Below are 22,249 nucleotides of genomic sequence, written 5' to 3' on the forward strand. Positions count from 1 at the left end.
CGGCGGGGGGCGTTCTCTGGGGTGGGGGAGGTCAGCGTGCGGGGCCGAACCACCGCTCCAGGGCCATCGGCAGGTCGTGGTGGCTGCCGGGCGCGGCCCAGGCGACGTACCCGTCGGGCCTGACCAGCAGTGCGGTGGTGCCGGCGAGCGGGGAGCCGGGTGCCGGGTCTGCCGGGACCGCGGTGACCAGGTCGATGCGGTCGGTCCAGCCGGCCGAACGGCGGCGCAGCTCCGCGTTGTCCGCGAGGTCGAGCAGCAGGCCGCGGGCCGGGTGCAGCAGCTCGGCCGTGCTGGTGGCACGGCCCTTCCTGGTCAGGGCCAGCGGCGGCATCCGCATCCCCAGCAGGGGGTGGCTGCCGGTGCCGACGTCGTAGCGGATCTCCAGGCCGCTGACCATCGCGGCCAGATGGCGTGCCACCTCGGGGTAGGCCACCAGCTCGCCGAGCACGTCGCGCAGCGGCTGCATCTCCTCGCCGCGCAGGAAGAGCATGCCCTGTGCCCGGGTGTTCAGCAGCAGCCGGCTGCCGACCGGGTGCCGCTCGCCGTGGTAGGTGTCGAGCAGGGTCTCGGGCGCGGTGCCGCGCTGCACCGCGGCCAGCTTCCAGCCGAGGTTGACCGAGTCCTGGATGCTGGCGTTCATGCCCTGCCCGCCGGCCGGCAGGTGGATGTGCGCGGCGTCCCCGGCCAGCAGCACCCGGCCGCGCCGGTACTGCGTGACCTGGCGGGTGGCGTCGCCGAAGGCGCTGACCCACACCGGCTCCGCGTGCGAGATGTCGGTGCCGGTCAGCCGCTGCCAGGCGTCGCTGACCTCGGAGAAGGCCGGCGGCCCGGTCCGCCGGCGGGGCGGGGTGCCGCGCTCGCACACGATGATCCGGGTGACGCCGCCGGGCAGCGGGCCGACCATGACCATGCCGCCGGGCAGCGTCTCGCCGATCATCCGCGGTGCCAGGTCCACCCCGCGCAGGTCGGCGAGGTACATCTCCATCGTGGCGGGGGTGCCGGGGAAGTCGAAGCCGGCCGCCTTGCGCACCGTGCTGCGGCCGCCGTCGCAGCCGACCAGCCACTCGGTACGCAGCAGGTGCTCGCCCTGCGGTCCGCGGACGGTGATCTCGACGGCGTCGTCCTTCTCGGCGATGCCCAGCAGTTCGTGGTCCCGCCTGATGTCGGCGCCGAGGTCGGCGGCCCACCCTTCGAGCACCGCCTCGGTCGCGGACTGCGGGACGGACTTGGCGGCCTGGTGGGCGCCTTCGAGGACGGCGAAGTCCACCGGCACACCGCCGAAGTGACCCTGGTTGCTGGTCTCGACCTCGCCGAACCTGGTGAGCAGCCCGCGCTGGTCGAACACCTCCATGGTGCGGGCGGTGAAGCCCAGCCCGCGGGACTCGCCGGTGCGGCGCGGCAGGCGCTCGACGACGATCACGTCGACGCCGGCCAGGCGCAGTTCGCCGGCGAGCATGAGCCCGGCGGGTCCTGCGCCGGCGACTATGACTGATGCATCCACGGCTGTCTCCTCAACGGATCGGTCCAGGGGCCGGCCTGGGGGGTCGTCAACCTGGCCGGTTCGCCGGCCAGTTCGCCGACCAGCAGGTGCCGCCCCTCGGGGTGGAAGGGGAAGAAGTGCCCGCCGGGGACCGCGCGGGACCGGAACCGCCCGGTGGTGAAGCCCGCCCACAGCGGCAGCGTGCCGATCGGCACCACCTCGTCGTGCAGCCCGCCGAGCACGGTCAGCGGCTGGCCGACCCGCGTCCCGTCGGCGGCCAGCAGCGCGTCGCGGGCCAGCAGCAGGTCCCAGGCCAGCACGTGCTGCGCCCGGTCGCGCGCGCGGGACTCCTCCAGCGCGTCCATCGGCACCCGGTGGTGGGCGAAGAGTTCGGCGAGCCCTTCCGGGGTGCCCAGGGGTGCGGCGAAGTCGTGGCCCCGGGTGCCGGGCGGCGCGGCGGTCAGCACCAGGGCGTGGCACAGCTCCGGTGCCGTGCGGGCGGCGGCCAGCGCCAGCAGCGAGCCGAGGCTGTGCCCGTAGTACGTCGTCGGCAGCGGTACGGCAGCCCGCAGTTCACGGACCGCCCCGCCGGTGACCGCGGGCAGCAGCGCCCCCGGCGGTTCGCCGTCCCGGTGCTCCCGGCCGGGCAGTGCCACCCCGACGAGTTCGATGTCGTCCGGGAGCCCGGACAGCAGCCGCGAGTACAGCCGCGGTCCCGCTCCCGCGTGGGCGAAGACGACCAGCCGGCGGCGGGGTCCTGCTGCCGGGCGCAGCACGGTCGTCCAGGCGGGCGCCCCGTGTGCCGGGCGGGTCACTGCGACTCGGACTCGGCGGGCTGCGCGGTACGCGGCTCGCCGGCCCCGCCGAGCCGGTCCCGTGCGGTCTCCGTGCGCCGCCCGATCGGGGTGAGCCCCTGCACGATGCCCAGGCCCGTGAGCGGCACGCTGCCGTAGATCGACTCGTAGTGCCCCGCGGGTACGACGTAGGTCTCGTGCCACAGGCCGACGTCGGTGCCGCGGGAGGCGACCTTGTAGAAGTCCCGCCAGGCGCGCCGGTGCATCGCCGCGTGCGAGAACTCGATCAGCGCGTCGGTGCTGCGCCAGTACTGCAGCAGGGTCACCTCGCGCAGCCCGTAGCGCTGGGTGCGCGAGTACAGCAGGCCGCTGCGGGGGTCGGCGGCCAGCTCCCGCAGCATCGGGTCGAGCGCGCGGACCACCGGCAGCCAGGAGCGCAGCGCTCTGGCCTTGTTGACCCGGATGCCGAGGAGGAACAGCACGACCTCCTCGTCGCCGGCCGTGGTGAACCGTCCGTTGTGGATCTTCTGCTCGCTCATGGCAGGCTCCGTTAGGGGGCGGGCGCCGGAGGCAACAGGGCTTCGGCTGCGGGGTGTTCGAGGTGTGCGACACGCGGGGAGCGGGTGCGGCGGCACCCGCGTCGGGCACCGGGCGGAGGTAGGCGCGGCGGACGCTCCTCAGATGGCGAGCCCGCCGTCGACCTGGAGCACGGCGCCGGTCACGTACGCTGCTCCGGCCAGGTACGCGACGGCGTCCGCGACGTCCTCCGGCTGTCCGAACCTGCGCAGCGCGGTCCGGTCGACCATGCGGCTGCGGTAGCCGTCGGTCAGCTGCGCGAGCATGTCCGTCTCGATGAAGCCGGGGGCCACGGTGTTGACGCGTATCCCGTAGCGGCCGACCTCCTTCGACAGGGACCGGCCGAGGCCGATGATCCCGGCCTTGGCGGCGGAGTAGTTGCCCTGCGAGGCGTTTCCCGCGACGCCCGCGATCGACGACACGTTCACCACGCAGCCGGACCTGCGCTTCATCATGTGGAAGAGCGCGGCCCTGCATACCAGGAAGGTGCCGCGCAGGTTGGTGTCGAGCACCAGGTCCCAGTCCTCGTCGGTCATCATCACCAGCGGCGCGTCCTTGACCACGCCGGCCGAGGTCACCACGGTGTCGACCGGGCCGGTCTCCTGCTCGACGCCGAGCACCCAGGCCTGCACCTCGGCCGCGCTGGTGACGTCCACCTGCCGGGCGGTGGCGTGCCCGCCGATCTCCGCGGCCTCCTTCTCCACCGCGCGGGCCGCGCCGGCGTCGCGCTGGTAGCAGAAGGCCACCTCGTAGCCGTCGCGCACCAGGCGCAGCACGGTCGCCCGGCCGATTCCGCGCGAGCCGCCGCTGACCAGCGCGACACGACGTAAGGGGTCCATAGGGGGAATCTCCTCGTTGCTGGTTTGCCGGGTTGCTGGTTTGCGGTTGTCCGCGGTGCGGGTTCGCCCTGGTGTGCCGGGTCGCCGACGCGAGGGAGCCGGGCGGCCGCAGGTGCGGCCGCCCGGCTCCCTCGGTGTGCGGGCCGGATCAGTTCGGGTTCGGTTGGCGCTGCGGCAGCCGGCCGCGGACGAAGCAGGCGGTCACCAGCGCCATGACGGTCAGGACCGCGGCGCCGGTCACGACGCCGTGCAGGCCGTGGCTGACGCCCTGCCGGAAGGCCTCGCGCAGCGTGCCGGGCAGCGCGTGCAGCTGCTCGGGGGTGAGCTGGCCGCTGGAGTGGGTGAGCCGGCCGCCGGTCCCCTCGCCGAGCCGGTCGTTGAGCGTGGTGTGCAGGCGGCTGGTGTAGACCGAGCCGAGCAGCGCCACGCCCAGCGTGCCACCGATGTTGCGGAAGAGGTTGAGCAGCCCGCTGGCCGCGCCGATGTCGCGCTGCTCGACGCTGCCGAAGGTCATCAGCTGGGTGCTCTGCATGACCAGGCCGGTGCCGACGCCCGCGGTCAGCGTCAGCGCGGAGGCGGCCAGCGTCGCGGTTCCGGTGTCGAGCAGCAGCAGGGTCAGCATGCCGGCGGTCGCCAGCGCGCCGCCCGCGATGGGGTAGGGCCGCACCCGCCCGGTGCGCGGGATGATGCGGGCGATGACGAGCTGGACGCCGATCATGCCGCCGACGAAGGGCAGCAGCAGCAACCCGCTGAAGGTGGGCGAGGCGCTCCGCACGTCCTGCATGTAGGTCGGGAAGTACACCATCACCGCGAGCATCGCGGCGCCCATCAGCAGGCCGAGCACCTGCGCCAGGTTGAAGTCGCGGTCGTGGAAGAGCCGCGGCGGCAGGATCGGTTCCGCCGCCCGCCGCTCCACCGCCGGCAGCACGGCCAGCAGCACGGCGCAGGCCGCGCCGAGCGCGGCGATCTGCGGCGAGCCCCATGCGTACCGGCTGCCGCCCCAGGTCGCCAGCAGCGTCAGTGCGGCGACCGCGGCGCTCAGCAGCGCACCGCCCAGGTAGTCGATGCGCACCGCGCGCCGCCGCCCGGGCCGGATGCCGGCCGCGCTGGCCGCCAGGGCCGCGGCCCCGAGCGGCACGTTGATGTAGAAGGCCCAGCGCCAGTTGGCGTGCTGGGTGAGCAGGCCGCCCAGGATCGGGCCGCCGGCCAGTGCGGTGGGCATGATGGCGCCGATCACCGACAGCAGCTTGGCGCGCTCGGCCGGCGTGGTCACCAGGTCGCCGATGAGCGCGAAGGCGCCGACCATCAGCCCGCCGGCACCCAGGCCCTGCAGCGCGCGGAAGGCGATCAGCTGGCCCATGCTCTGGGCCAGGCCGCAGAGCATGGAGCCGGCCAGGAAGATCGAGATCGAGGACAGGAAGGTGGCCCGGCGCCCGTAGAGGTCGCCGAGCTTGCCCCACAGGGGCGTGGTCGCCGAGCTGGTCACCAGGTAGGCGGTGACCACCCACGACAGCTGGTTCAGCCCGCCCAGGTCGCCGACGATCGTGGGCAGCGCGGTGCCCACGATCACCTGGTCGAGCATGGCCAGGGCCATCGCCAGGGCCAGTGCGGCCACCCCCAGGGCGTACCGCCGCTCCTTCGTCCTGACGTCCGCGGCGGCCGGCCCGGGGGCCGCCGCCTGTTCCGTGCTGTTGTCCGTTGCCATCGGCGCCGCCTCGCCCTCACTATCCCCGTACACCGTACGAAGTCTCGATCGAGCGTACCCATCTTGGTACGGTGTACGCAAGTAGCTTTCGGCACGGCGGGCACGGACGGGAGACCTCATGGGAGGCGACGAATCGAGCATCTGGATGCAGCCGGAGCGTTCGAGAAGGCCCAGCCCGGGGCCGCAGCGGGCGTACAGCAGGCAGCAGGTCGTCAGGGCCGCCATCAAGATCGCCGACCAGGACGGGCTGCAGGCGGCGTCCATGCGCAGGATCGCCGCCGAGATCGGCGCCGGCACCATGACCCTCTACCAGTACGTGCGCAACCGCGAGGACCTCATGGAGCTGATCGTCGACGAGGTCACCGGCGAGATGGGGCTGCCCGAGCGGCCCAGCGGCGAGTGGCGGGCGGACGCCGCCGCCGTGGCCGTCGCCAAGCGCGACCTGTACCTGCGGCACACCTGGCTGGCCACCCGCGTCCCCGGGCACCCGGTGTGGGGTCCGCACTCCCTGCACGTGCAGGAGTTCCTGCTGTCCTCCTTCGACGCGTTCGAGATGTCGGTGGACGAACTCGTCAGCCTGACCGGCCTGCTGAACGGCTACGTGGAGAGCTTCGTGCGTGCCGAGGTCGGCTGGCAGGAGGAGGCCCGCCGCACCGGCGTCGACATGCAGGAGTGGATGCGGCGCACCGCGCCCTACGCCCGGCACCTGGTGATCTCCGGCCGCTACCCGGCCTTCTCCCGGGTGCTGATGGAGAACACCTCGCCCCACATGGAGCCCGACGCGCGCTTCCACTACGGGCTCGACCGGGTGCTCGACAGCATCGAGGCGAGCCTGAAGCCCGGGACCTGAGCGGCCCGCCCGCCGTCAGTACTTGCCGAGCACCACCACCGCGTTGTTGCCGGCGAAGGCCAGCCCGTTGTTCTGCACCACCCGCAGGTCCGCGTCGACCGACTCGTTCGGCACGCAGTCGATCTCGCACTCCGGGTCGGTCCTGCGGTGGTTGATGGTCGGCGGGATGAAGCCGTGGGTGATGGCCAGCGAGCAGGCCACCGCGGCCAGCGCGCTCGCCGCGCCCATCGTGTGCCCCAGCATCGACTTCAGCGAGATGGTCCGCGGCGGCCGGCCCTCGTACACCCCGCGGATCGCCCGCGACTCGGTCACGTCGTTCATCCGGGTCCCGGTGCCGTGCGCCGAGATCAGGTCGACGTCCTCGGGGGCCACCCCCGCGTCGTCCAGCGCCGAGCGCATGCACCGCTCGATGCTGGACTGCTCGGGGGAGACCGGGTGGTGGGCGTCGCAGCTGAGCCCGTAGCCGAGGACCTCGGCGTAGATCCGGGCGCCGCGGGCCAGGGCGGACTCCAGCGTCTCCATCATCACCACGCCTGCGCCCTCGCCGGTGAGGATGCCCTGCCGGTCCACGTCGAAGGGGCGGCAGAAGTCCGGTGCGATGGTGCCCAGCCGGTAGAAGGCGGTGAAGGACTTGCGGCACATCGCGTCCGCGCCGCCGCACAGCGCGATGTCCGCGTCGCCCATCCGCAGCGCGTCGAAGCCGTGCCCGATGGCGTAGTTGCCCGCGGAGCAGGCGGTCGCCAGCGTCACGCACTCGGCGTCGGTGAGCCGCAGCTCCTGGGCGACCGACGCCGAGAGCCGGTCGGCGCTCAGCCGCCGGGACAGGCCGGGGTCGAAGGCCTCGGGGCCGTCGCTGACCCAGCTCGCGGCGAGGTGGTCCATGTCCCGCGACTCGCCGTCGGTGGTGCCGATCGATATCTGCACCCGCCGCCCGCGCAGCTCGTCCTCGTCCATCCCGGCGTCCCTGACCGCCATCCGCGCGGCCACCACGGAGAACTGGCTCGCCCGGCCCAGCTCGGATGCGGGACCCCGGGTGATCCACTCCTGCGGTGCGAAGTCGCGCACCTCGCAGCCGTTGGCCCGGTCGTAGCCGGTGACGTCGAAGGCCGTGATCGGCGAGACGCCGCTGCGGCCTGCCCGCAGGCCCTCGGTGAACTCCTTCGCGCCGATCCCGATGCTGGAGAAGACCCCGAGCCCGGTGATGACCACCCGGGCGGAGTCCGGCCGCTCCGCCGCCTGCCGCCCGGTGCGCTGTGCCGTGTCGTTCATGACGAGCACTCCTCTGGGGTGAGCCTGGGTCAGTGAACCGCCTGCGGCCTGCCGCCTCGTTCTGCGGTGCCGTGCAGCGCGTGCGTTCCGTGCAGGACCGCCACATGCCCTGTGCCGTGCAGCGGGTCGGTGTCGCACAGGGCGATCGCCGTGTACGTACGCGACCACCGCGGCCAGTGCCTGGCGAGCGCCAGCCACACGCTCGTGCAGTAGCCGCCGGCCGCCACCCGGTGGATGTCGGCGCCCGCGGGCACACCGAGCGCCCCGGCGTCCGCGGCCGGGCCGAGCACCGCGAGCAGCGGGCCTGACTCCTGTGCCAGTGCGGCCAGTTGCCCGCCCGCTGCGGGTTCCACGACCGGGCCTTCGCCGCTTCCGAAGGCCAGCAGCGCCCCGGTCGCAGCGAGCGGTGCGCCGACCCCGTCAGGCGTACGGCACTCCACCACGGCCAGCACCGACGTCCCGGCCTCGGCCGCGTAGGCGCGGGCCACCCGCAGCGCGGAGAACGGCCCGCCCAGGCCCTGCCCCGACACCGCGAAGCTGTGCGCCTGGCCGCCGGTGCGCATGTTCAGGTACGACGCCACGGTCTGGTTGCCGTTGACGTCGGGTGCCGCGTAGGAGAGCAGCACCAGGCCGGGCGGCGGCAGGTCCTGCGGCAGCCCGGCCACGAGCAGGTCCACGACCTCCTTGTGGCCCACCGCCGCGCCGTCCTGCGGGGTGCTCGCCCCGACGGCCGTCACGAGTCGCAGGTCCGCCATCAGCCCGCCTCCGGGATCGGTACGACGACCATGGCGGAGAAGGTCCAGCCCAGCCCGGTCGCGAGGAACATCGACGGGCGCCCCGGGGAGAAGCGCCGCTCGTGCGTCAGCGTGGCGGCGTTTATCAGGATGTCCGCGGCCAGGCAGTGGCTGAACCGGCGGTTGTTGTCGAAGAAGACCCGGCCGGCCACCGGCTCGCGGTCCAGCACGCCCTCCCAGAAGGCGTAGCCCTGGTTGGGCGGGATGATCCACTCGATGTCGTCCAGGGTGCAGCCGGCCCGGTCGACGGCCTCGCGCATGATCTCCCACAGCACCTTGGGCCGCATCTGCGCCGCCGACCTGAAGTCCTCCCGGCTGCCGGCCAGCCCCTGGTAGTACTCGCCGCGGGTGCGGGTCGCGAACGACCGCACCTGCGCGCCCGGTCCGCCGAGCGAGACCAGGCACGCTGCCGCGCCGTCGGCGATCATCACCGTGTCGATCGCCGCGGCCACCTCCGGCGCGGGCTTCTCACCGGTCACCAGCAGCGCCGTCGCACCGGGCTCGCCGTCGGCCCGCAGCAGCGCGCCCGCGGTGTCGATGGCCGACAGCGGGATCGCGCAGTTCTGCTGCGTCATGGCGAAGGCGGTCGCACCGCCGAGCCCGAGCCGCTGCCTGATCTGCTGCGGGGTGTCGGGCGCGGCCCCGCGGGCACCGTGCAGCGCGTGCCCGTAGATCAGGTAGCGCACCGCCTGCGGGTCGGTGGCCCGCAGGATCCGCCGCGCGGGCGGCAGCACCAGGTCGTAGAGGTCCAGCCCGGCGTCGTAGTGCATCGTGTCCAGGCCGTGGATGGTGCGGTGCATATGGGTCTGTACGTCGCTGCGGCCGAGTTGCGCGGCTCGCTCCTCGACGGTGACGGTGGTGTCGGGGAAGGCCGACTCCACCGCGGTCAGCGTGATCATCGCGCTCCGTCTCGTGTTCTCACAGGGCGGTCAGTGCACCCACCAGGTCGGGCGGTGCGGGAAGCCGGGCGATGTCGCGCGACAACTCCCCGGCCCGCGCCCGGTATCGGGGGCTGTGCAGCAGGTCGAGTGCGGCCTCGGTGACCGTCGCCGGTGCCGCCTGCTGCGGGTCGAGTGCGAGCGCGGCGCCGTAGTCCACCAGTGCCTGCGCCCCGCGGACGCTGAACGCGCCCTGCGGGAATATCAGTTGGGGCACCCCGGAGCGCAGCCCGGTCAGCGCTGTGGTGCCGCCGCCGTGGTGGACGACCAGGTCGCAGCTGGGGGCGAGCACGTCGAGCGGCATCCAGCCCGCGCGGATGCCGGGGAAGGCGGCGCGCAGCCCCCGCGCCACGTCGTCGGGCGCGGCGACCAGCAGTTCCACACCGGGCAGCGACAGCGCCTTGACCATGTCGGCCAGGAAGGCCGTGCCCTCCGCGGCGTCCTGCGTGACGCGGCTGCCCGCGGTCAGGCAGATCCGCGGCCGACCGGAGTCCTTGGCGTACAGCCAGGGCTCCAGCGGGCGCTGGGTCGTGACGGGGATCCAGCGCATCAGGCGGGCCTCGGCCGCGTGCGGCGGGCGGATGCCGGGCGGGCACACATCCACGAAGAGGTCGGGCCGCGGCAGCCCGTCGAGGCTCAACTCGGCGAGTTCTGCGGCCAGTTCCTCCTGCGCTCCGGCGTCGGCGCCGGTCGCGTCGATGGCGTCCCAGGCGTGCCGGACCCAGGGGATGCCGAACCGGGCGGCCAGCAGCGGCGCCGCGTAGCACAGGGTGCCGCCCACCACGACGTCCGGCGGCCGGTGGGCGGTGAAGGCCAGCAGCCGTTCGAGCTGGGCCACCGCCATCCGGGCGAACCAGGTGCCGGTGTAGCGGACGCCCTCGGCCATCCCCTGCGGCACCGCGACCGGGGCGCCGGTGCGGTCCTTGGTGATGAAGTCCAGCAGCGGCACCGCGGACACCGGCACCCCGGGAAGCCCGACGCCGGCGACGCTGCCCATCACGTTGTCGTTGGCGGCCATGAAGACCTCATGGCCGGCGTTGCGCACGGCGGTTGCCAGCGGCGCCAGTCCGAAGACGGTGGCGGCGCTGCCTGCCGCGATGAAGAGGAACCTCACGGGCGCTCCTGACAACGGGGGAGAAGTCCGGGAAAGCAGAACCGGGGGTATGCGCAGGCGCCGCCTGCCCATACCCCCGGCCGGTGTGACCGGTCCTGTGCGGGATCAGTTCAGATACGGCCGCTTCTCGCGGGCGTCGCGCAGCGCCTGGCCCCACCAGACGACCTGGTCCAGCAGCGTCTTGGCCGCGGCCTCGCTGCCTTCGGGGCTGACGATCGCGCCGTCCTGGATGAAGTCGCCCCACGAGTTGTGGAAGCTGACGGTGTCGCGGACGGTGTGGGCGTGCAGTTCGGCGAAGATCAGCCGCAGGTTTTCGGCGGCGCGCAGGCCGCCGCCGACGCCGCCGTAGCAGACGATGCCGACCGGCTTGGCCACCCACTCCTGCTTGAACCAGTCGATGGCGTTCTTCAGCGAGGCGGGCACCGCGTGGTTGTACTCCGGCGTCACCATCACGAAGGCGTCGGCCGAGGCGAGCTTAGCCTGCAGCCTGGCCCACACCGCCCCCACCTCGGGGGGCGGCATCTCGCCGTGCGGCGGCATCTCCAGCGGCAGCGGGTAGTCGGCGAGGTCTATGACGTCGACCTCGACCTCGCCGTGCGCCTGGGCCTGCCCGGCGAACCACTTCGCGACCACGGGGCCGAAGCGCCCACCGCGCACACTTCCGGTGATCAGAGCGAGCTTTATCGGATTGTCGGGCATCGATTCCCCTTATGGCCACGCGCGTTCGGGCAGCGCCGTCACGTCGCGGCCCGGCTCCATTATTTCGTACAGTGTACGGGGTTGACGTTCCCTCAGCTTAGCCATTCCGGTACGGCGTACGCAACTGAGCTGCCGCCCACGTCAGGCGGCGGGTCGGCGCGCCCACACCGAGATCTGCAGCGTCGCGATGTCCTGGGCGCCCGGGTCGTCCAGGGACGCCACGAACTCCGCGAGCTGCTGCGCACTCACCAGCCCGTTGTCCACCAGGGGCGCCCCCTGGTAGGCCAGCCGGGCACGCATCAGGTCGTTCTCGGTCTCGCCCTGCCCGGGCCCCAGCGGGCGCACCTGCTTGCCCATCTCCACCAGGCCCGCCCGCGCCATCAGCGCCGGCGCCCGCCGCCCCCAGTAGGCGTCCACGCCATGCGCCTCGAAGGTGCGCACATACGCGTCGATCACCGCCTTCCCGGTCTCGGTCGTGGAGTGCTCGGACGGCATGAAGCAGAAGTCCTCCACCAGCAGCCAGCCGCCGGGTGCGAGCCAGCGCGCCGCCCGTGCCAACGACGCGTCCGGGTCCGGCAGTTGAGAGAAGACCGCGCGTGCCAGAATCAGGTCGAAGGACCCCTCGACGAAGTCCTCGGCCCGCAGGTCCATCTGCTTGACCGTCAGGTTGTGCGGCACGTCCTCGTCCACCAGCGACGTGTCGACGTCCACGGCCAGCACCGAGCCGCGCCGGGCACGCCGCGCCATCCAGCGCGCCATGGAGCCGGTGCCCGTGCCGAGGTCGAGGCAGTCCCAGTCCTCCCGGAAGGGCAGCGACTCCAGCAGCGCGGACGTCCCGCTGTCGTAGTTGCGCTCCCACAGCCGGCCGATGACCCGCTCGCCCGACTCCTCGGGACCCGCGGGGAAGCCGCGTTCGCCTTGTCCGTTCATACCGCCCTCCTCCTGTCTGCCGGTGTCACTCGTGCACCGGGTCGTGCCGGAACACTTCGATCGCCCCGGTCGGACAGCACTCGGCGACCTCGTCGGCGAGCACGACGCTGCGCTCGTCCGCCAACTCGCCCGTGTCGGCGGCCGGGTAGCCGCTGTCGGTCCTGCCGAAGAGCGCGGGAACCATCGCCTGGCACAGCCCGGTGCCGCGGCACAGCTCCCGGTCCACGCTGAAGGAGCCGCTGCTCATGCGCCGGCCGCCGCCCGCACCGGAAGCCGCACGATCCGGCGCATCGCCCAGTTCTCGATGTAGCCGATCTCGTCCCGATCCATGGCCAGTTCGAGGTGCGGGAAGCGGCGGAAGAGGCCGCCCACCGCGATGTCGCCCTCCATCCGGGCCAGCGCGGCGCCCAGGCAGTTGTGCAGCCCGTGGCCGAGGCCCAGGTGCCGGTTGTCGGGCCGGGTGATGTCCACCCGGTCGGGGTCGGTGAAGCGCGCGGGGTCCCGGTTGGCGGCCAGCAGCGCGGCGATCACCGGCGACCCGGCGGGCAGCACGGTGCCGGCCAACTCCACCTCCTCGGTGGTGATACGGAACAGGCCCGCGCTCAAGGCGCCGTCGTAGCGCAACAGTTCCTCGATCGCCCCGGCGCCCAGACCCGGGTCGGCCGCCAGCAGCCGCGCCTGGTCGGGGTGGTCGAGCAGCGCGAGCACCGCATTGCCGACGAAGGCCCTGATGGTGTCACTGCCCGCAAGGATCATCGCGGCCACCATGGCGACCAGCTCGTCCTCCGACAGCCGGTCCTCGTCCTCGCGCGCCTGCACCAGCACCGACGTCAGGTCGGCGCCCGGGTGGCGCCGCTTGTCGGCGACCAGGTCCGCCGCGTAGGAGCAGATCCGCCCGAAGCCCGCCGGGACCTGGTCCATCAGCGCGGGGTCGGAAGGGAAGGCCTGCGCCAGCGCCTCGACCAGCTCCTTGTGCCGGTCGATCCGGAAGCCCAGGATCTCGCCCATCACCCCGGACGAGACCACCCCCGCGTAGTCGTCCATCACGTCGAAGGTGCCGCGGGCCGCGCACTGCTCGAGCGTGGCCTCCACCGTCCGGCTCACCGTGTCCCGCCAGTCGGCGACCCGGCGCGGGGTGAAGGCGCTCATCGCCAGCCGCCGCAGCCGGGTGTGCGCCGGCGGGTCGACGACGGTGATCGCCTTCTCCAGGATGCTGCCGGCGCCGGTGGTCAGCCCGGCCGCCGTGAACTCCTCGTTGGCCCACGTGCCGCTCTCCGAGCTGAACCGCGGATCGGCCAGCAGCGCGCGTACGTCGTCGTAGCGCGTGACGATCCACATCCGCACGTCGCCGACGGGGAAGCGGAACTCGTGCACCGGGTCGTGCTCGCGCAGCCACCCCAGGGTGGCGTACGGGTCCCGGTAGTACTCCGGGCTGAACAGCGGCGCGTGCGCCTGTGCGGTGGTCATGCGGTGCCTCCAGGGGGTGCGGTGCCGCCGGTACGCGGGGTGCCCGCCGCGGGTGCGGCGGCGATGTCCGAGACGACCGTGCACAGCAGGTACTCCGGCGGAGCCACCTCCAGGCGGGCGATCTCCTGCTGGCCTGCCGGGATGCGCGGATCGGCCATCCACGCGTCGTAGGCCGCCCGGTCCACCCACACCGGGTAGTTGACGAAGGTGCGGCCGTCCGCGTCGACGTAGGGCGTGGCCGACACGAACCCCGGGCTGTCGCGCTTCCACTCGCCGCTGCCGTGCAGGAGGCCGAGCAGCGCCGCCGTGGCCGCGGGACCCGACAGGTGCCGGGTGGCGACCACGACGGTGCCCGGCCGCCGCCCGGCCGCGGGACCGGAGATGCCGGCCGCGGGGGCGCCGCGGAAGACCGTCGCCCCGGTGACGCCGGGCCAGCCCGCCGCGCCGTGCAGCCGGCCGGCCGCCGGGCTGTCCTGGAAGGAGGTGCGGTAGGACTCCGGGTCCGTCCACTCCCCGCGGTGCACCACGACGTCGTCGGCGACGCCGAGGTGGACCCGCGACGAGACGAACCCCGGCGCGTGCCGCACCCACTCGCGCACCTCGGCGGTGATCGCCGCGGCCGCGTCGGCCGACGCCCTGGCGCCGTCCGTGTGCAGCACGCCGAAGGTCACGAAGCCGGGTTCAGCGGAAGGCATCGGCGTGCTCCACCGCCCACTCGCGGAAGGAGCGGGCCGGGCGCCCCGTGGTGTCGGCGACCACGGTCGAGCCCGGCTCCGGGGTGACGCACAGGTCGGCGAAGTAGTCCAGCGCGCCGTCCGCGTACGACGGCGGCCACCCGGTGTCGACCATCGCCTTGCGGGCCGCGTCGTGGTGGATGTCCTCCCACACCAGGGTGCGCCCCAGCACGTCGCCGATGATCTGCACCTGCTCCCGCTGCGAGAGCGCCTCGGGGCCGGTCACCAGGTACTTCTGCCCCGCGTGCCCGTCCTCGGTCAGCGCCCGCACCCCGACCGCGGCAAGGTCCGACTCGTGCACCGAGGTGCGGACCGCGTCGCCGTAGGGGAACTGCACCGTCCCCGAGGTGCGGATCTGCGGGGCGAAGCCGAGCGCGTTGGCCATGAAGCCGGTGGTGCGCAGGAAGGTCCACTCCAGCTCGGTCTGCTCCAGCAGCTTCTCCAGGTAGGCGTGGCAGTTGTTGTCCACCGGCTCGATGCCCAGGTGCACACCGACGGAGGAGACCACCGCGACCCGCCCGGCGTGCGCGGCGATCCGCTCCAGCACCGCCGGCGCGGTGGCGGTGCTGAGGGCGAAGAAGGGCCACATCCAGAACACCCCGTCGACCCCGGGCAGCGCCGCCTCGACGCTGTCGGGGTCGGCCAGGTCGCCGTAGTGCAGCTCGACGCCGTCGGGAAGGCGGTGCAGGTTCGGGTCGTCCTTGAGCACCAGCGCGCGGACGTTCGCGCCCGCCTCCAGCAGCTGGCGGACGGCGTACGGGCCGACGTTCCCCGTCGCCCCGGTGACCAGGACGGTCCTCGTGCTGTGCTCGCCGCTCGTGTGGGGCATGCGTGTGGCTCCCTTCGAGGTCGCAGTTCCGGAATGCACATCAGGCCGCCGCGGTCCGGGCACCGGTCAGCGGTCGGGCCGCAGCCGCAGCAGCGCCGCCGCTGCCGTACCGCCCGGGTCGACCGAGGTGATGACCGCGGTACGTCCCGCGCACGACGCGTCGTCCTCGGCGCGGCTGAGCAGCGCGGCCAGTTCGAACGAGGCTGAGGCCGCGTGCGTCTCGCCGATCAGCGCCGCCACCGGTGTCCCCACCCGGGAGGCGCCGAACAGCCCGTTCAGCGCGGCGATCTCGGCGTCGCCCTCGGCCCCCGCGGCCCCCGAGGGGCAGGCCACCCACACCTGCTGGGCCTGCGCACCGCCCGCCGCCAGGGCGCGCCGTACGCAGCGGGCCACCGCGCCCTCCCGGTCGCCGTCGGCGAAGGTCCCGGAGGCCACCGCCAACAGCTCGGCGAGCGGCGGAAGTTCGGGCTGCGTGGTCAGCGAGAACAGCGCGCAGCCCTCGCCGAGCACCGGCCCTGCTGCGCCGTCGTCCCGGCTGTGGTGGTCGATCCAGGCCCGCGCGTCGGAGTACTCCTCCGCGGCCCCGCACAGGACCGCCGCGGCCCGCCCGCTCAGCAGCAGCCTGCGGGCGTAGTTGAGGGCCACAAGTCCGCCGGGCCGGCCGGCCGACAGCGTCGCGTTGGGTCCGCGCAGCCCGTGCCAGATGGCGCACTGGCCGGCCGCGCCGTTCATCACCGCGTACGGGATCAGCCCGGACTCGACGTGGTAGGGCCGCTCGCCGGTGAGCGACCCGCGGGTCAGGTCGATGGTGCTCTGCGCGCTGCCCACGGTGGTGCCGAGCACGAACGCGGTGCTCTCGCGCGGCACCTCAAGCCCGTCGGCGCTCGCCAGCAGGTCGCCTGAGGTCGCCACCGCAAGGCCCGTCACCCGGTTCATCGACCGGGTGCCCTTCTTGCCCAGCACGGTGCGCACGTCGAAGTCCGGTACGAGGCAGGCGACGTCGTCGGGCCCGCCCCACCGCTCCCGGTCCAGCTGCACCGCGGTGGACTGCTGCTGCCGTACGCCCTTGACGAAGGCGTCGCGGCCGGTGCCGAAGGGGGAGACGGCCGACCAGTCGGTGATGGCGAGCGTGGCAGCGGTCACGGCCGGATTTCCCCGACGACGTCGTACACGCCGGACAGGTTGACCATCCGCGGCAGCTCCGACTGCGGGATGGTCACCTTGAGGTTGAGTTCGAGCGAGGAGAGGATCTCGATCAGCCGCATCGAGTCCGCGTCGTGGTCCTCCACGAAGCGGCTGGTGTCCGTCATCTCGTCGGACTCCACTTCCAGGACGTCGCTGACGAGCCTCTTGATACGGTCCCGGGTGTCGGCACTGATGACCGCCATGGCGGTGCCTCCTGTTCGGTCACGAGGGGGAGTTGGTCAACGGGCGGGGCTGGGCGGGCGGTTGCTCAGCGGTCGAAGAAGCCGTAAAGGGCCAGGACCCGGCCGCCGTCGAGCAGCGCGACGTCCATCCCGGTCAGCGCCGGCTCGCCGCCCTCGGCCGTGCACTGCCAGCCGAAGCGCACCTGCTGGTGGTGTCCGTCGGGGCGGCCGTACGCGGTGAACACCAGCCCCTCGAAACGGCGCCTGGTGAGCCCGATGTAGGAGTCAAGGGCCGTCCTGCCGCGCAGGGCGACCTCGGGGTCGGCGTAGAAGACGTCCTCGGTGAACACCTCGTCCACCGCCGCGCGCCTGCGGTCGTCGGGGAGGTTCCAGACGGCGAGGTAGCGGCGGACCACGTCCGCGTGCGCGCCCGCGCTCATACGGCGCCGCCGCCGTCGTGCGGCGCACCCGCCGCGGGGCCGAACCCGTAGATCCGCTCCGCCACCCGCCGCTTGGCCGCCTGGTGCGCGTCGAGCTGCGCCGGCAGGTAGCCGCCCGCGGCCGGCCGCTGCGGGACATCGGGTGCCTGCGGCCCGAGCACGTCGCAGCGCGCCAGTGCCCACGGCGAACCGTGGTCGGTCAGCGAGCGGTGCTTGGTGCCGTAGTAGTCGTCGCGCAGGCTCACCGCGACGCCCGACGCCCCGGCCGCCGCGGCCAGCAGGTGCGGGTGGAAGCGGGTGGAGAACCAGGCCTGGCCGGGCCGCGCGGGAAAGCCCCGGCGCAGCACGTCCTCCAGGGTGAACAGCCGCGCCCGCGGCAGTGCGCCCAGCGTCGCCGCCAGCACGTCGCGGTCCGCGTCCGGCCAGCATTCGAGCACCCCGACCTCGCGGGCGCCCCAGTCGGCAACGGCCTTGGAGACCAGGGCGATCAGCCCGCCCATGCCGCGCTGCGCCGCCCGCTCCCGCGCCGCGTTGCCCGGTGCGCCCGCCGCCGGCGCGGCTGCGCCGGGCGGGAAGAGCGCGGTGGGGCGCAGCGTGAACTGCACCGACACCATGACGTCCGGCAGGTCCGCGGACTCCTCGTCCCGCCACGCGCGCGGGTAGAGGAAGACGTCGTCGCAGGAGAGCGCGGCGGTGTCGCCGAGCAGCTGGGCCGACGCGGTGTCGCGGACGTCGGCCACCGCCAGGCGCGCGGCGAGCGCCCGTATACGGTCCTCGCCGTCGGCGGCCGGCGGGATGAGGCCGACACCGGTCATCGCCGCGCGCCCGCCGGAGTGCTCTGTGGCCGCCGCGATGCCGGACAGCAGCCCGGTGAAGGCCGGCCACATGCTGTTGAGGAAACCGCCGCCGGTCAGGTGGACCACGTCGGCCCGGCGCAGCAGCCCGATCCCGTCCCGCAGGTCCGCTGCTGCCTGCCCGGGGTCGGCGACCGCCGCCTGCACCGCGTCGGCGGCGCCGAGCCCTGCCGCCCAGTTGCGGAAGCACAGCTGCCACAGGGTGGAGACCGTGCGCAGCCGCGGGTGCAGGGAACGCAGCGGCGCCACCACGGCCGACGGGTCGACGCAGTCCAGGACGACATCCGCGCCGGGTGCGTGCTCCGCGAGATAGCGCACCCAGGTCGCGGCGATCAGCTCGTCGCCCAGATTGGGTATGCCCGCGGTCGAGACCAGGTAGTAGAGAGGGCGTTCACTCATCGTGGCCCGTATGCCCTTCTTCCGACAGCGCGATTCCGAATTACCGGGGCCCGCGCAATTGCAGCGCCATTTGAACGGGCTTCCGGGTGCGGCAGACAGTGCATGGGATCGTGATACATACCTTCTTCGGTGCAGGGCGCATGATTCAACCCGTGCTGGTTCAGAGGTTGGTCAGGAGTAGGCGCACGGCACGACCGGGAATTACAGGAGCAGGCCAGAGGGGTGTCAAATGTGCAGGTCCCGAGCGTGCGGAAGGGCGGCCGCGGCGCCCGCGACCCGGCCTTCCTGGGCCTGCGCCGGCGAACCGCCCGCACCCGCCGGGGGGTTCGCGGTGGATCCGCTCACAGGTTGGGTGCGGAGGGGGAGATGAACCCGCTGATGGGAGTGGTGCCGCCAGAGTCGTCCAGGTCCGGGGCGGTACAGGCGGCCTCGTACAAACCTGCGCCGTGTCGTATAGTGCCGCTGTGGCTGCAGAGACTGGAAGCCACAAGTGTGACGACCGGACGGGGGACGATGGTCATCCGCGCCAGTCCGCGCGCCGGCACGGCGAGCACTGCTGTGATCGGCCGCGGCGCTTTCCTTTACACACCTGCCTGCCTGTGTTGCTTGGTGAGTTAACTCTTCAGCAATATGGCCACTGTCTCCCCGAAATGAGTGTGTCGGACCGTCGGGTTGAGGCTTGGGCAGCATCGAGTATACCGGGTATCCTGGATCATCATTCGGCATTGACAAGCAGTCATACAGCTTTCTACTTTCATGAGTCGGGCACGCGCTTACTACGGGACCTTCAGACGAGGGGGAGTCGTGAGTGACCAAGCGATGCGACTGGCGGAATCCGAAACTCCGAATGGATATGCATCTCTGACCTGGCGCATCCTCATCGCCGAGGGTGACGTCGACCAAGCCGACCACTTAGCCCACCAGTTACGCCGGTACGGCCACAAGGTGCAGCACGTGCAGACCGCGGACGCCGCGCTGCGGCTCGCGCGGGACGCGGACCTGATCATCCTCGACCTGGAACTCCCCGACGCCGACGGCCTGGAGGTCTGCCGGAGCATCCGGTCGGTGGACAGCACCCCGCTCATCGCCGCGGCCGTCAGCGAGAACGAGCTGGACTGCGTCCTGAGCCTGCGGGCCGGCGCCGACGACTTCCTGCGCAAGCCGTACCGGATACGGGAGATCATGGCGCGGACCGACGCCATCATGCGGCGCGTCCACCCGCGCCCTTCCGGCCACATCATCAAGCACGGCCAGCTGAACATCAACGAGGTCTCCCGCGAGGTCCACCTCGACGGCCAGCAGATCGGCGTGACCCGCAAGGAGTTCGACCTGCTGCACGCGCTGGCCTCGCGCTCCGGCCGGGTCCTCGGCCGCGACGACCTGATGCGCGAGGTGTGGGGCAACTCCTGGTCCCGGCGCACCCTCGACACGCACGTCAGCAGCCTGCGCAGCAAACTCGGCTCCAGCGACTGGATCGTCACCGTCCGCGGCATCGGCTTCCGGCTCGGGCAGGGGTGAGCCGCATGCCGACGACCGTCCTGTGCGAGGCCTGCAGGCGCGGCCCCGACAACGGCACCCCCGGCCTGGCGCTCGACGGCCTGCGGCTGTGCGCACCCTGCGCCCGCCTGCTGGCCCGCAGGATCCAGGACCTTCCGCAGATGTACGAGGAGTGCGGCCGCGCACTCGGCGGTGCGGCGCCCGGCGGGGTGCGCGAGCACACCTCGGGCGGCCCGCTGCCCGGCATGACCATCAACGGCACCGCGATGGAGGTGCGTACCGAGATCCTCGGCACGCTCAGCGCGTGGAGCGGCCTGGTCGCCGAGCAGCGCGGGGTGAGCGCCCCGCAGCGGCAGGTCGCCCGGCTCGCCGGCTTCCTGCTGCGGCACCTGCGCTGGCTCGCCGCGCACCCCGCGGCGGGCGACGCCGCCGCGGAGGTCGCCCAGCTGGCCAGGGCCGCCCGCCGCACCCTCACCGCCGACCCGGTACGCAGGGTCCAGGTCGGCGGCTGCGTCGAGACCGGCTGCCGCGGCCGCCTGGTGGCGACCTTCCGCAGCGGCGGCCTCGACGAGCGCACCCGCATCCGCTGCGACGCCGACCCCGACCACTCGTGGGCCACCGCCGAGTGGACGCTGCTGCGCCGCGCCGTCCCCGGCGCCCCGGCCGGCGAGAGCTGGCTCACCGCCCAGGACATCGCCCGCCTGTGGAACACCCCCGTCGGCACGGTCTACCGCCTCGCCAGCGAGCACCGCTGGCCCCGCCGCTCCCACGGCGGCCGCACCTACTACTCCGAGCAGGCCCCGCACGCCCACTTCACCCGCCCCCCCCCCCCCCCCCCCCCCCCCCCCCCCCCCCCCCCCCCCCCCCCGCCCCCCCCCCGCCCCCCCCCCCCCCCCCCCCGCCCCGCCCCCCCCCCCCCCCCCCCCCCCCCCCCCCCCCCCCGCCCCCCCCGGCTAGCCCTCCGCGCCGCGGCGCCTGCCACTCCCGCGCAACGCCACCGCACCAACGCCCGCGACCACCCCCAGCACGACCGGCACCACCCACCCGGTGACACGGGCACCCCACGCGCCGAGCGCATAGCCCCCCACCACGGCCCCCGCCGGCACCGCCCCGTCCGTGACGAGCGAGACCAGCCCCACCACCCGACCCAGCGCCTCGGGCGGTGCCGCAGCGATGCGGCCCAGGGTGTTGACCACGCTGACCACCGTCCCGACCGCCCCCACCCCGGACCAGGAGACGGCCATGACGACCGGGTCGGAGGTGAAGGCCATCGGCGTGAGCACCAGTGCCCAGGCCCACAGCCCGGCGACGAACACCGACCCGGGCGCGCGCCCCCGCGTGACCCGCGGCGCGAGCGCCGCCCCCGGCCACCCCGCCGACGCCCGCGCCGGCCAGGGTGACGCCCACCGACCACGCAGGTCGGCCGTCCTGGTGGGACTGCACGATCAGCAGCAGGATCGTCACCTGGAAGAGGGCGTTGGCCGCGGCGGTGGCGAGGGTGGAGGCCCCGAGGTAGCGGGAGCGGCGCACCCAGGCCAACCCGTCGCGCATACGGGTCCACCACGGCTCCCGCCGCTCGGCCCGCCGGTCCGCGACGGGGCTGAAGTCACCGCGCATGGCCGAGACGGCCCCGAGGGACAGGGCGTAGGAGGCGAGGTTGCCCGCGAAGGGCGCCCAGCGTGCCGCACCGAGCAGAGCCGCACCCCCCACCCTTCCCATCAAAATGGCCGCGGGCTGCTCGGCCTCGTAGAGCGAGAACGCCGCCGGATACTGCTCCTCGGGCACCAGGTCGCGTACGGCCGCGACCTCCGCAAGCCCGAAGTACGCGAAGGCGGCCCCTTCGACCAGGGCGACCCCGACGACGACACCCGCCAGCGCCGGTCCGCCGGCGAGGATCCACCCGGTCAGCACCGCGGATGCGGCGGCGCCCAGGAGTTGGCAGCGCAGCATCGTCCTCCTGCGGTCGCAGAAGTCGGCGACGACCCCGGCGTGCGCGTAGAACAGCAGGCCGGGCACCGTGGCCGCGAAGGTCGTCCAGCCGGCCAGCACCGGGGACCCGGAGATGTCCAGGGTCAGGATCGGGTAGCACAGCCTGGCCCCGAAGGTGCCCATCAGCGAGGCGCCGTTGCCGGACCACAGGAGCAGGAAGTTGCGGTTGCGCAGGACGCCGGTGCGGTGGGCACCGATGAGTTTCGGGGCGGGTGGCCGTCTATCCCCGTGCAGGCTCACCGAGCGAGGGAAGCCGTAACGGGAAGGACGGGAAGATGAAGTACATGATCCAGATGAACGTGCCCGCTGACGAGTGGGACGCCGTCATGGCGTCGTACTCCAAGGACGACATGCAGGTCATGTTCGCACACATGAACGCGCTCAACGCCGAGATCACCGAGCGCGGGGAGTGGGTGGACGCGCAGGGGCTCGGCGGGCCGTCGCGGGTCAAGACGGTGCGTGCGGGGGCGGACGGGCAGCCGCAGGTCGCGGACGGGCCGGCGCACGCGGGGCACATCCTGGCCGGCTACTGGCTGGTCGACGTGGCGAGCGAGGACCGCGCCCTGGAGATCGCCGCACGGGCGTCCGCGTGTCCCGGCCCTGGCGGGAAGCCCGGCAGCGACCCGGTCGAGGTGCACCCCGTTCCGGACGCCCCGGAGGGGGTCTGAGCCGGACGGTGGCGCAA

24 protein-coding genes and 1 pseudogene are annotated in these 22,249 nt (G+C 73.4%); 3 read left to right on the top strand and 22 right to left on the bottom strand.

Features of this window, described 5'->3' with window-relative positions; all coding sequences use genetic code 11:
- Positions 1-31: 31 nt before the first annotated feature.
- From JT723_RS20675 to JT723_RS20695, 5 genes are all read right to left on the bottom strand, one after another.
- Positions 32-1,501, bottom strand: a complete 1,470-nt coding sequence (locus JT723_RS20675) for an FAD-dependent monooxygenase (RefSeq protein ID WP_205046215.1) — start codon at positions 1,499-1,501, stop codon at positions 32-34.
- On the bottom strand, positions 1,483-2,295 hold the full coding sequence (locus JT723_RS20680; RefSeq protein WP_205046216.1) for a thioesterase II family protein: 813 nt from the start codon (positions 2,293-2,295) through the stop codon (positions 1,483-1,485). Before JT723_RS20680 ends, JT723_RS20675 begins: the two co-directional genes overlap by 19 nt.
- Positions 2,292-2,813 carry a DUF4188 domain-containing protein gene (locus JT723_RS20685; protein ID WP_205046217.1) on the bottom strand — a complete coding sequence of 174 codons (522 nt, stop codon included), beginning with the start codon at positions 2,811-2,813 and terminating at the stop codon, positions 2,292-2,294. Before JT723_RS20685 ends, JT723_RS20680 begins: the two co-directional genes overlap by 4 nt.
- A gap of 138 nt (positions 2,814-2,951) precedes the next feature.
- Positions 2,952-3,689, bottom strand: a complete 738-nt coding sequence (gene fabG / locus JT723_RS20690) for a 3-oxoacyl-ACP reductase FabG (RefSeq protein ID WP_205046218.1) — start codon at positions 3,687-3,689, stop codon at positions 2,952-2,954.
- A 148-nt stretch (positions 3,690-3,837) separates the two neighbouring features.
- Entirely contained in the window at positions 3,838-5,394 is a 1,557-nt protein-coding gene (locus JT723_RS20695; RefSeq protein ID WP_205046219.1) for an MDR family MFS transporter, read from the bottom strand.
- Between the two features lie 118 nt (positions 5,395-5,512).
- Here JT723_RS20695 and JT723_RS20700 point away from each other — a divergent pair, with 118 nt between their 5' ends.
- On the top strand, positions 5,513-6,244 hold the full coding sequence (locus JT723_RS20700) for a TetR/AcrR family transcriptional regulator (RefSeq protein ID WP_205046220.1): 732 nt from the start codon (positions 5,513-5,515) through the stop codon (positions 6,242-6,244).
- Positions 6,245-6,259: 15 nt separating this feature from the next.
- On the opposite strand, the gene JT723_RS20705 is transcribed toward JT723_RS20700, so the two are convergent.
- The 14 genes from JT723_RS20705 to JT723_RS20770 form a co-directional block, all read right to left on the bottom strand.
- On the bottom strand, positions 6,260-7,513 hold the full coding sequence (locus JT723_RS20705; RefSeq protein WP_205046221.1) for a beta-ketoacyl-[acyl-carrier-protein] synthase family protein: 1,254 nt from the start codon (positions 7,511-7,513) through the stop codon (positions 6,260-6,262).
- A gap of 29 nt (positions 7,514-7,542) precedes the next feature.
- The gene (locus JT723_RS20710) at positions 7,543-8,268 is read right to left on the bottom strand and encodes a hypothetical protein (RefSeq protein WP_205046222.1); all 726 of its coding nucleotides are present in this window, start codon (positions 8,266-8,268) and stop codon (positions 7,543-7,545) included.
- Positions 8,268-9,206, bottom strand: coding sequence for a 3-oxoacyl-[acyl-carrier-protein] synthase III C-terminal domain-containing protein (locus JT723_RS20715; RefSeq protein ID WP_205046223.1), 939 nt, complete (start codon positions 9,204-9,206; stop codon positions 8,268-8,270). The genes JT723_RS20710 and JT723_RS20715 overlap by 1 nt, the downstream gene beginning before the upstream one ends.
- A gap of 19 nt (positions 9,207-9,225) precedes the next feature.
- Entirely contained in the window at positions 9,226-10,359 is a 1,134-nt protein-coding gene (locus JT723_RS35255; protein ID WP_205046224.1) for a glycosyltransferase, read from the bottom strand.
- 105 nt (positions 10,360-10,464) lie between these two features.
- Entirely contained in the window at positions 10,465-11,058 is a 594-nt protein-coding gene (locus JT723_RS20725) for an NADPH-dependent FMN reductase (RefSeq protein ID WP_205046225.1), read from the bottom strand.
- Between the two features lie 141 nt (positions 11,059-11,199).
- Entirely contained in the window at positions 11,200-11,988 is a 789-nt protein-coding gene (locus JT723_RS20730) for a class I SAM-dependent methyltransferase (protein ID WP_205046226.1), read from the bottom strand.
- A gap of 25 nt (positions 11,989-12,013) precedes the next feature.
- On the bottom strand, positions 12,014-12,235 hold the full coding sequence (locus JT723_RS20735; RefSeq protein WP_205046227.1) for a ferredoxin: 222 nt from the start codon (positions 12,233-12,235) through the stop codon (positions 12,014-12,016).
- On the bottom strand, positions 12,232-13,455 hold the full coding sequence (locus JT723_RS20740; protein WP_205046228.1) for a cytochrome P450 family protein: 1,224 nt from the start codon (positions 13,453-13,455) through the stop codon (positions 12,232-12,234). Before JT723_RS20740 ends, JT723_RS20735 begins: the two co-directional genes overlap by 4 nt.
- Entirely contained in the window at positions 13,452-14,150 is a 699-nt protein-coding gene (locus tag JT723_RS20745) for a putative quinol monooxygenase (RefSeq protein ID WP_205046229.1), read from the bottom strand. The genes JT723_RS20740 and JT723_RS20745 overlap by 4 nt, the downstream gene beginning before the upstream one ends.
- Positions 14,137-15,018 carry an NmrA family NAD(P)-binding protein gene (locus JT723_RS20750; RefSeq protein WP_205046230.1) on the bottom strand — a complete coding sequence of 294 codons (882 nt, stop codon included), beginning with the start codon at positions 15,016-15,018 and terminating at the stop codon, positions 14,137-14,139. The genes JT723_RS20745 and JT723_RS20750 overlap by 14 nt, the downstream gene beginning before the upstream one ends.
- Positions 15,019-15,084: 66 nt before the next feature.
- Positions 15,085-16,161 carry a beta-ketoacyl synthase N-terminal-like domain-containing protein gene (locus JT723_RS20755; RefSeq protein WP_205046231.1) on the bottom strand — a complete coding sequence of 359 codons (1,077 nt, stop codon included), beginning with the start codon at positions 16,159-16,161 and terminating at the stop codon, positions 15,085-15,087.
- Positions 16,158-16,406, bottom strand: coding sequence for an acyl carrier protein (locus JT723_RS20760; protein WP_205046232.1), 249 nt, complete (start codon positions 16,404-16,406; stop codon positions 16,158-16,160). The genes JT723_RS20755 and JT723_RS20760 overlap by 4 nt, the downstream gene beginning before the upstream one ends.
- Positions 16,407-16,471: 65 nt before the next feature.
- The gene (locus JT723_RS20765; RefSeq protein WP_205046233.1) at positions 16,472-16,825 is read right to left on the bottom strand and encodes a nuclear transport factor 2 family protein; all 354 of its coding nucleotides are present in this window, start codon (positions 16,823-16,825) and stop codon (positions 16,472-16,474) included.
- Positions 16,822-18,078 (bottom strand): polysaccharide pyruvyl transferase family protein, encoded by a 1,257-nt coding sequence (locus JT723_RS20770; protein WP_205046234.1) that lies wholly within the window; start codon positions 18,076-18,078, stop codon positions 16,822-16,824. Before JT723_RS20770 ends, JT723_RS20765 begins: the two co-directional genes overlap by 4 nt.
- A gap of 819 nt (positions 18,079-18,897) precedes the next feature.
- Between JT723_RS20770 and JT723_RS20775 the strand changes: the two genes are divergently transcribed.
- Positions 18,898-19,596, top strand: coding sequence for a response regulator transcription factor (locus JT723_RS20775; protein WP_205046318.1), 699 nt, complete (start codon positions 18,898-18,900; stop codon positions 19,594-19,596).
- Here JT723_RS20775 and JT723_RS20780 read toward each other — a convergent pair.
- From JT723_RS20780 to JT723_RS36460, 3 genes and pseudogenes are all read right to left on the bottom strand, one after another.
- Entirely contained in the window at positions 19,556-20,269 is a 714-nt protein-coding gene (locus JT723_RS20780; protein ID WP_205046235.1) for a hypothetical protein, read from the bottom strand. The two genes, JT723_RS20775 and JT723_RS20780, sit on opposite strands and share 41 nt — an antisense overlap.
- Before the next feature lie 259 nt (positions 20,270-20,528).
- Positions 20,529-20,891 (bottom strand): MFS transporter, encoded by a 363-nt coding sequence (locus tag JT723_RS35260; RefSeq protein WP_240165933.1) that lies wholly within the window; start codon positions 20,889-20,891, stop codon positions 20,529-20,531.
- A gap of 37 nt (positions 20,892-20,928) precedes the next feature.
- Positions 20,929-21,804, bottom strand: a pseudogene (locus tag JT723_RS36460) (MFS transporter); the annotation flags it as partial.
- Positions 21,805-21,839: 35 nt separating this feature from the next.
- On the opposite strand from JT723_RS36460, the gene JT723_RS20790 reads away from it, so the two are divergent.
- Positions 21,840-22,232, top strand: a complete 393-nt coding sequence (locus JT723_RS20790) for a YciI family protein (RefSeq protein ID WP_240165934.1) — start codon at positions 21,840-21,842, stop codon at positions 22,230-22,232.
- The last annotated feature ends 17 nt before the right edge of the window (positions 22,233-22,249 follow it).

The organism is Actinacidiphila bryophytorum (assembly GCF_016916835.1).
Taxonomy (GTDB): Bacteria; Actinomycetota; Actinomycetes; order Streptomycetales; family Streptomycetaceae; genus Actinacidiphila; species Actinacidiphila bryophytorum.

Excerpts from the sequence above, each read along its gene's own strand:
- JT723_RS20705 (WP_205046221.1), bottom strand. The coding sequence starts at position 7,513 with ATGAACGACACGGCACAGCGCACCGGGCGGCAGGCGGCGGAGCGGCCG.
- JT723_RS20730 (WP_205046226.1), bottom strand. The coding sequence starts at position 11,988 with ATGAACGGACAAGGCGAACGCGGCTTCCCCGCGGGTCCCGAGGAGTCG.
- JT723_RS20770 (WP_205046234.1), bottom strand. The coding sequence starts at position 18,078 with ATGAGTGAACGCCCTCTCTACTACCTGGTCTCGACCGCGGGCATACCC.
- JT723_RS20725 (WP_205046225.1), bottom strand. The coding sequence starts at position 11,058 with ATGCCCGACAATCCGATAAAGCTCGCTCTGATCACCGGAAGTGTGCGC.
- JT723_RS20735 (WP_205046227.1), bottom strand. The coding sequence starts at position 12,235 with ATGAGCAGCGGCTCCTTCAGCGTGGACCGGGAGCTGTGCCGCGGCACC.
- JT723_RS20685 (WP_205046217.1), bottom strand. The coding sequence starts at position 2,813 with ATGAGCGAGCAGAAGATCCACAACGGACGGTTCACCACGGCCGGCGAC.
- JT723_RS20745 (WP_205046229.1), bottom strand. The coding sequence starts at position 14,150 with ATGCCTTCCGCTGAACCCGGCTTCGTGACCTTCGGCGTGCTGCACACG.
- JT723_RS20740 (WP_205046228.1), bottom strand. The coding sequence starts at position 13,455 with ATGACCACCGCACAGGCGCACGCGCCGCTGTTCAGCCCGGAGTACTAC.
- fabG (WP_205046218.1), bottom strand. The coding sequence starts at position 3,689 with ATGGACCCCTTACGTCGTGTCGCGCTGGTCAGCGGCGGCTCGCGCGGA.
- JT723_RS20775 (WP_205046318.1), top strand. The coding sequence starts at position 18,898 with ATGCGACTGGCGGAATCCGAAACTCCGAATGGATATGCATCTCTGACC.
- JT723_RS20700 (WP_205046220.1), top strand. The coding sequence starts at position 5,513 with ATGGGAGGCGACGAATCGAGCATCTGGATGCAGCCGGAGCGTTCGAGA.
- JT723_RS20750 (WP_205046230.1), bottom strand. The coding sequence starts at position 15,018 with ATGCCCCACACGAGCGGCGAGCACAGCACGAGGACCGTCCTGGTCACC.
- JT723_RS20780 (WP_205046235.1), bottom strand. The coding sequence starts at position 20,269 with ATGTCCTGGGCGGTGAGCCAGCTCTCGCCGGCCGGGGCGCCGGGGACG.
- JT723_RS20695 (WP_205046219.1), bottom strand. The coding sequence starts at position 5,394 with ATGGCAACGGACAACAGCACGGAACAGGCGGCGGCCCCCGGGCCGGCC.
- JT723_RS20710 (WP_205046222.1), bottom strand. The coding sequence starts at position 8,268 with ATGGCGGACCTGCGACTCGTGACGGCCGTCGGGGCGAGCACCCCGCAG.
- JT723_RS20790 (WP_240165934.1), top strand. The coding sequence starts at position 21,840 with ATGAAGTACATGATCCAGATGAACGTGCCCGCTGACGAGTGGGACGCC.
- JT723_RS20760 (WP_205046232.1), bottom strand. The coding sequence starts at position 16,406 with ATGGCGGTCATCAGTGCCGACACCCGGGACCGTATCAAGAGGCTCGTC.
- JT723_RS20715 (WP_205046223.1), bottom strand. The coding sequence starts at position 9,206 with ATGATCACGCTGACCGCGGTGGAGTCGGCCTTCCCCGACACCACCGTC.
- JT723_RS20765 (WP_205046233.1), bottom strand. The coding sequence starts at position 16,825 with ATGAGCGCGGGCGCGCACGCGGACGTGGTCCGCCGCTACCTCGCCGTC.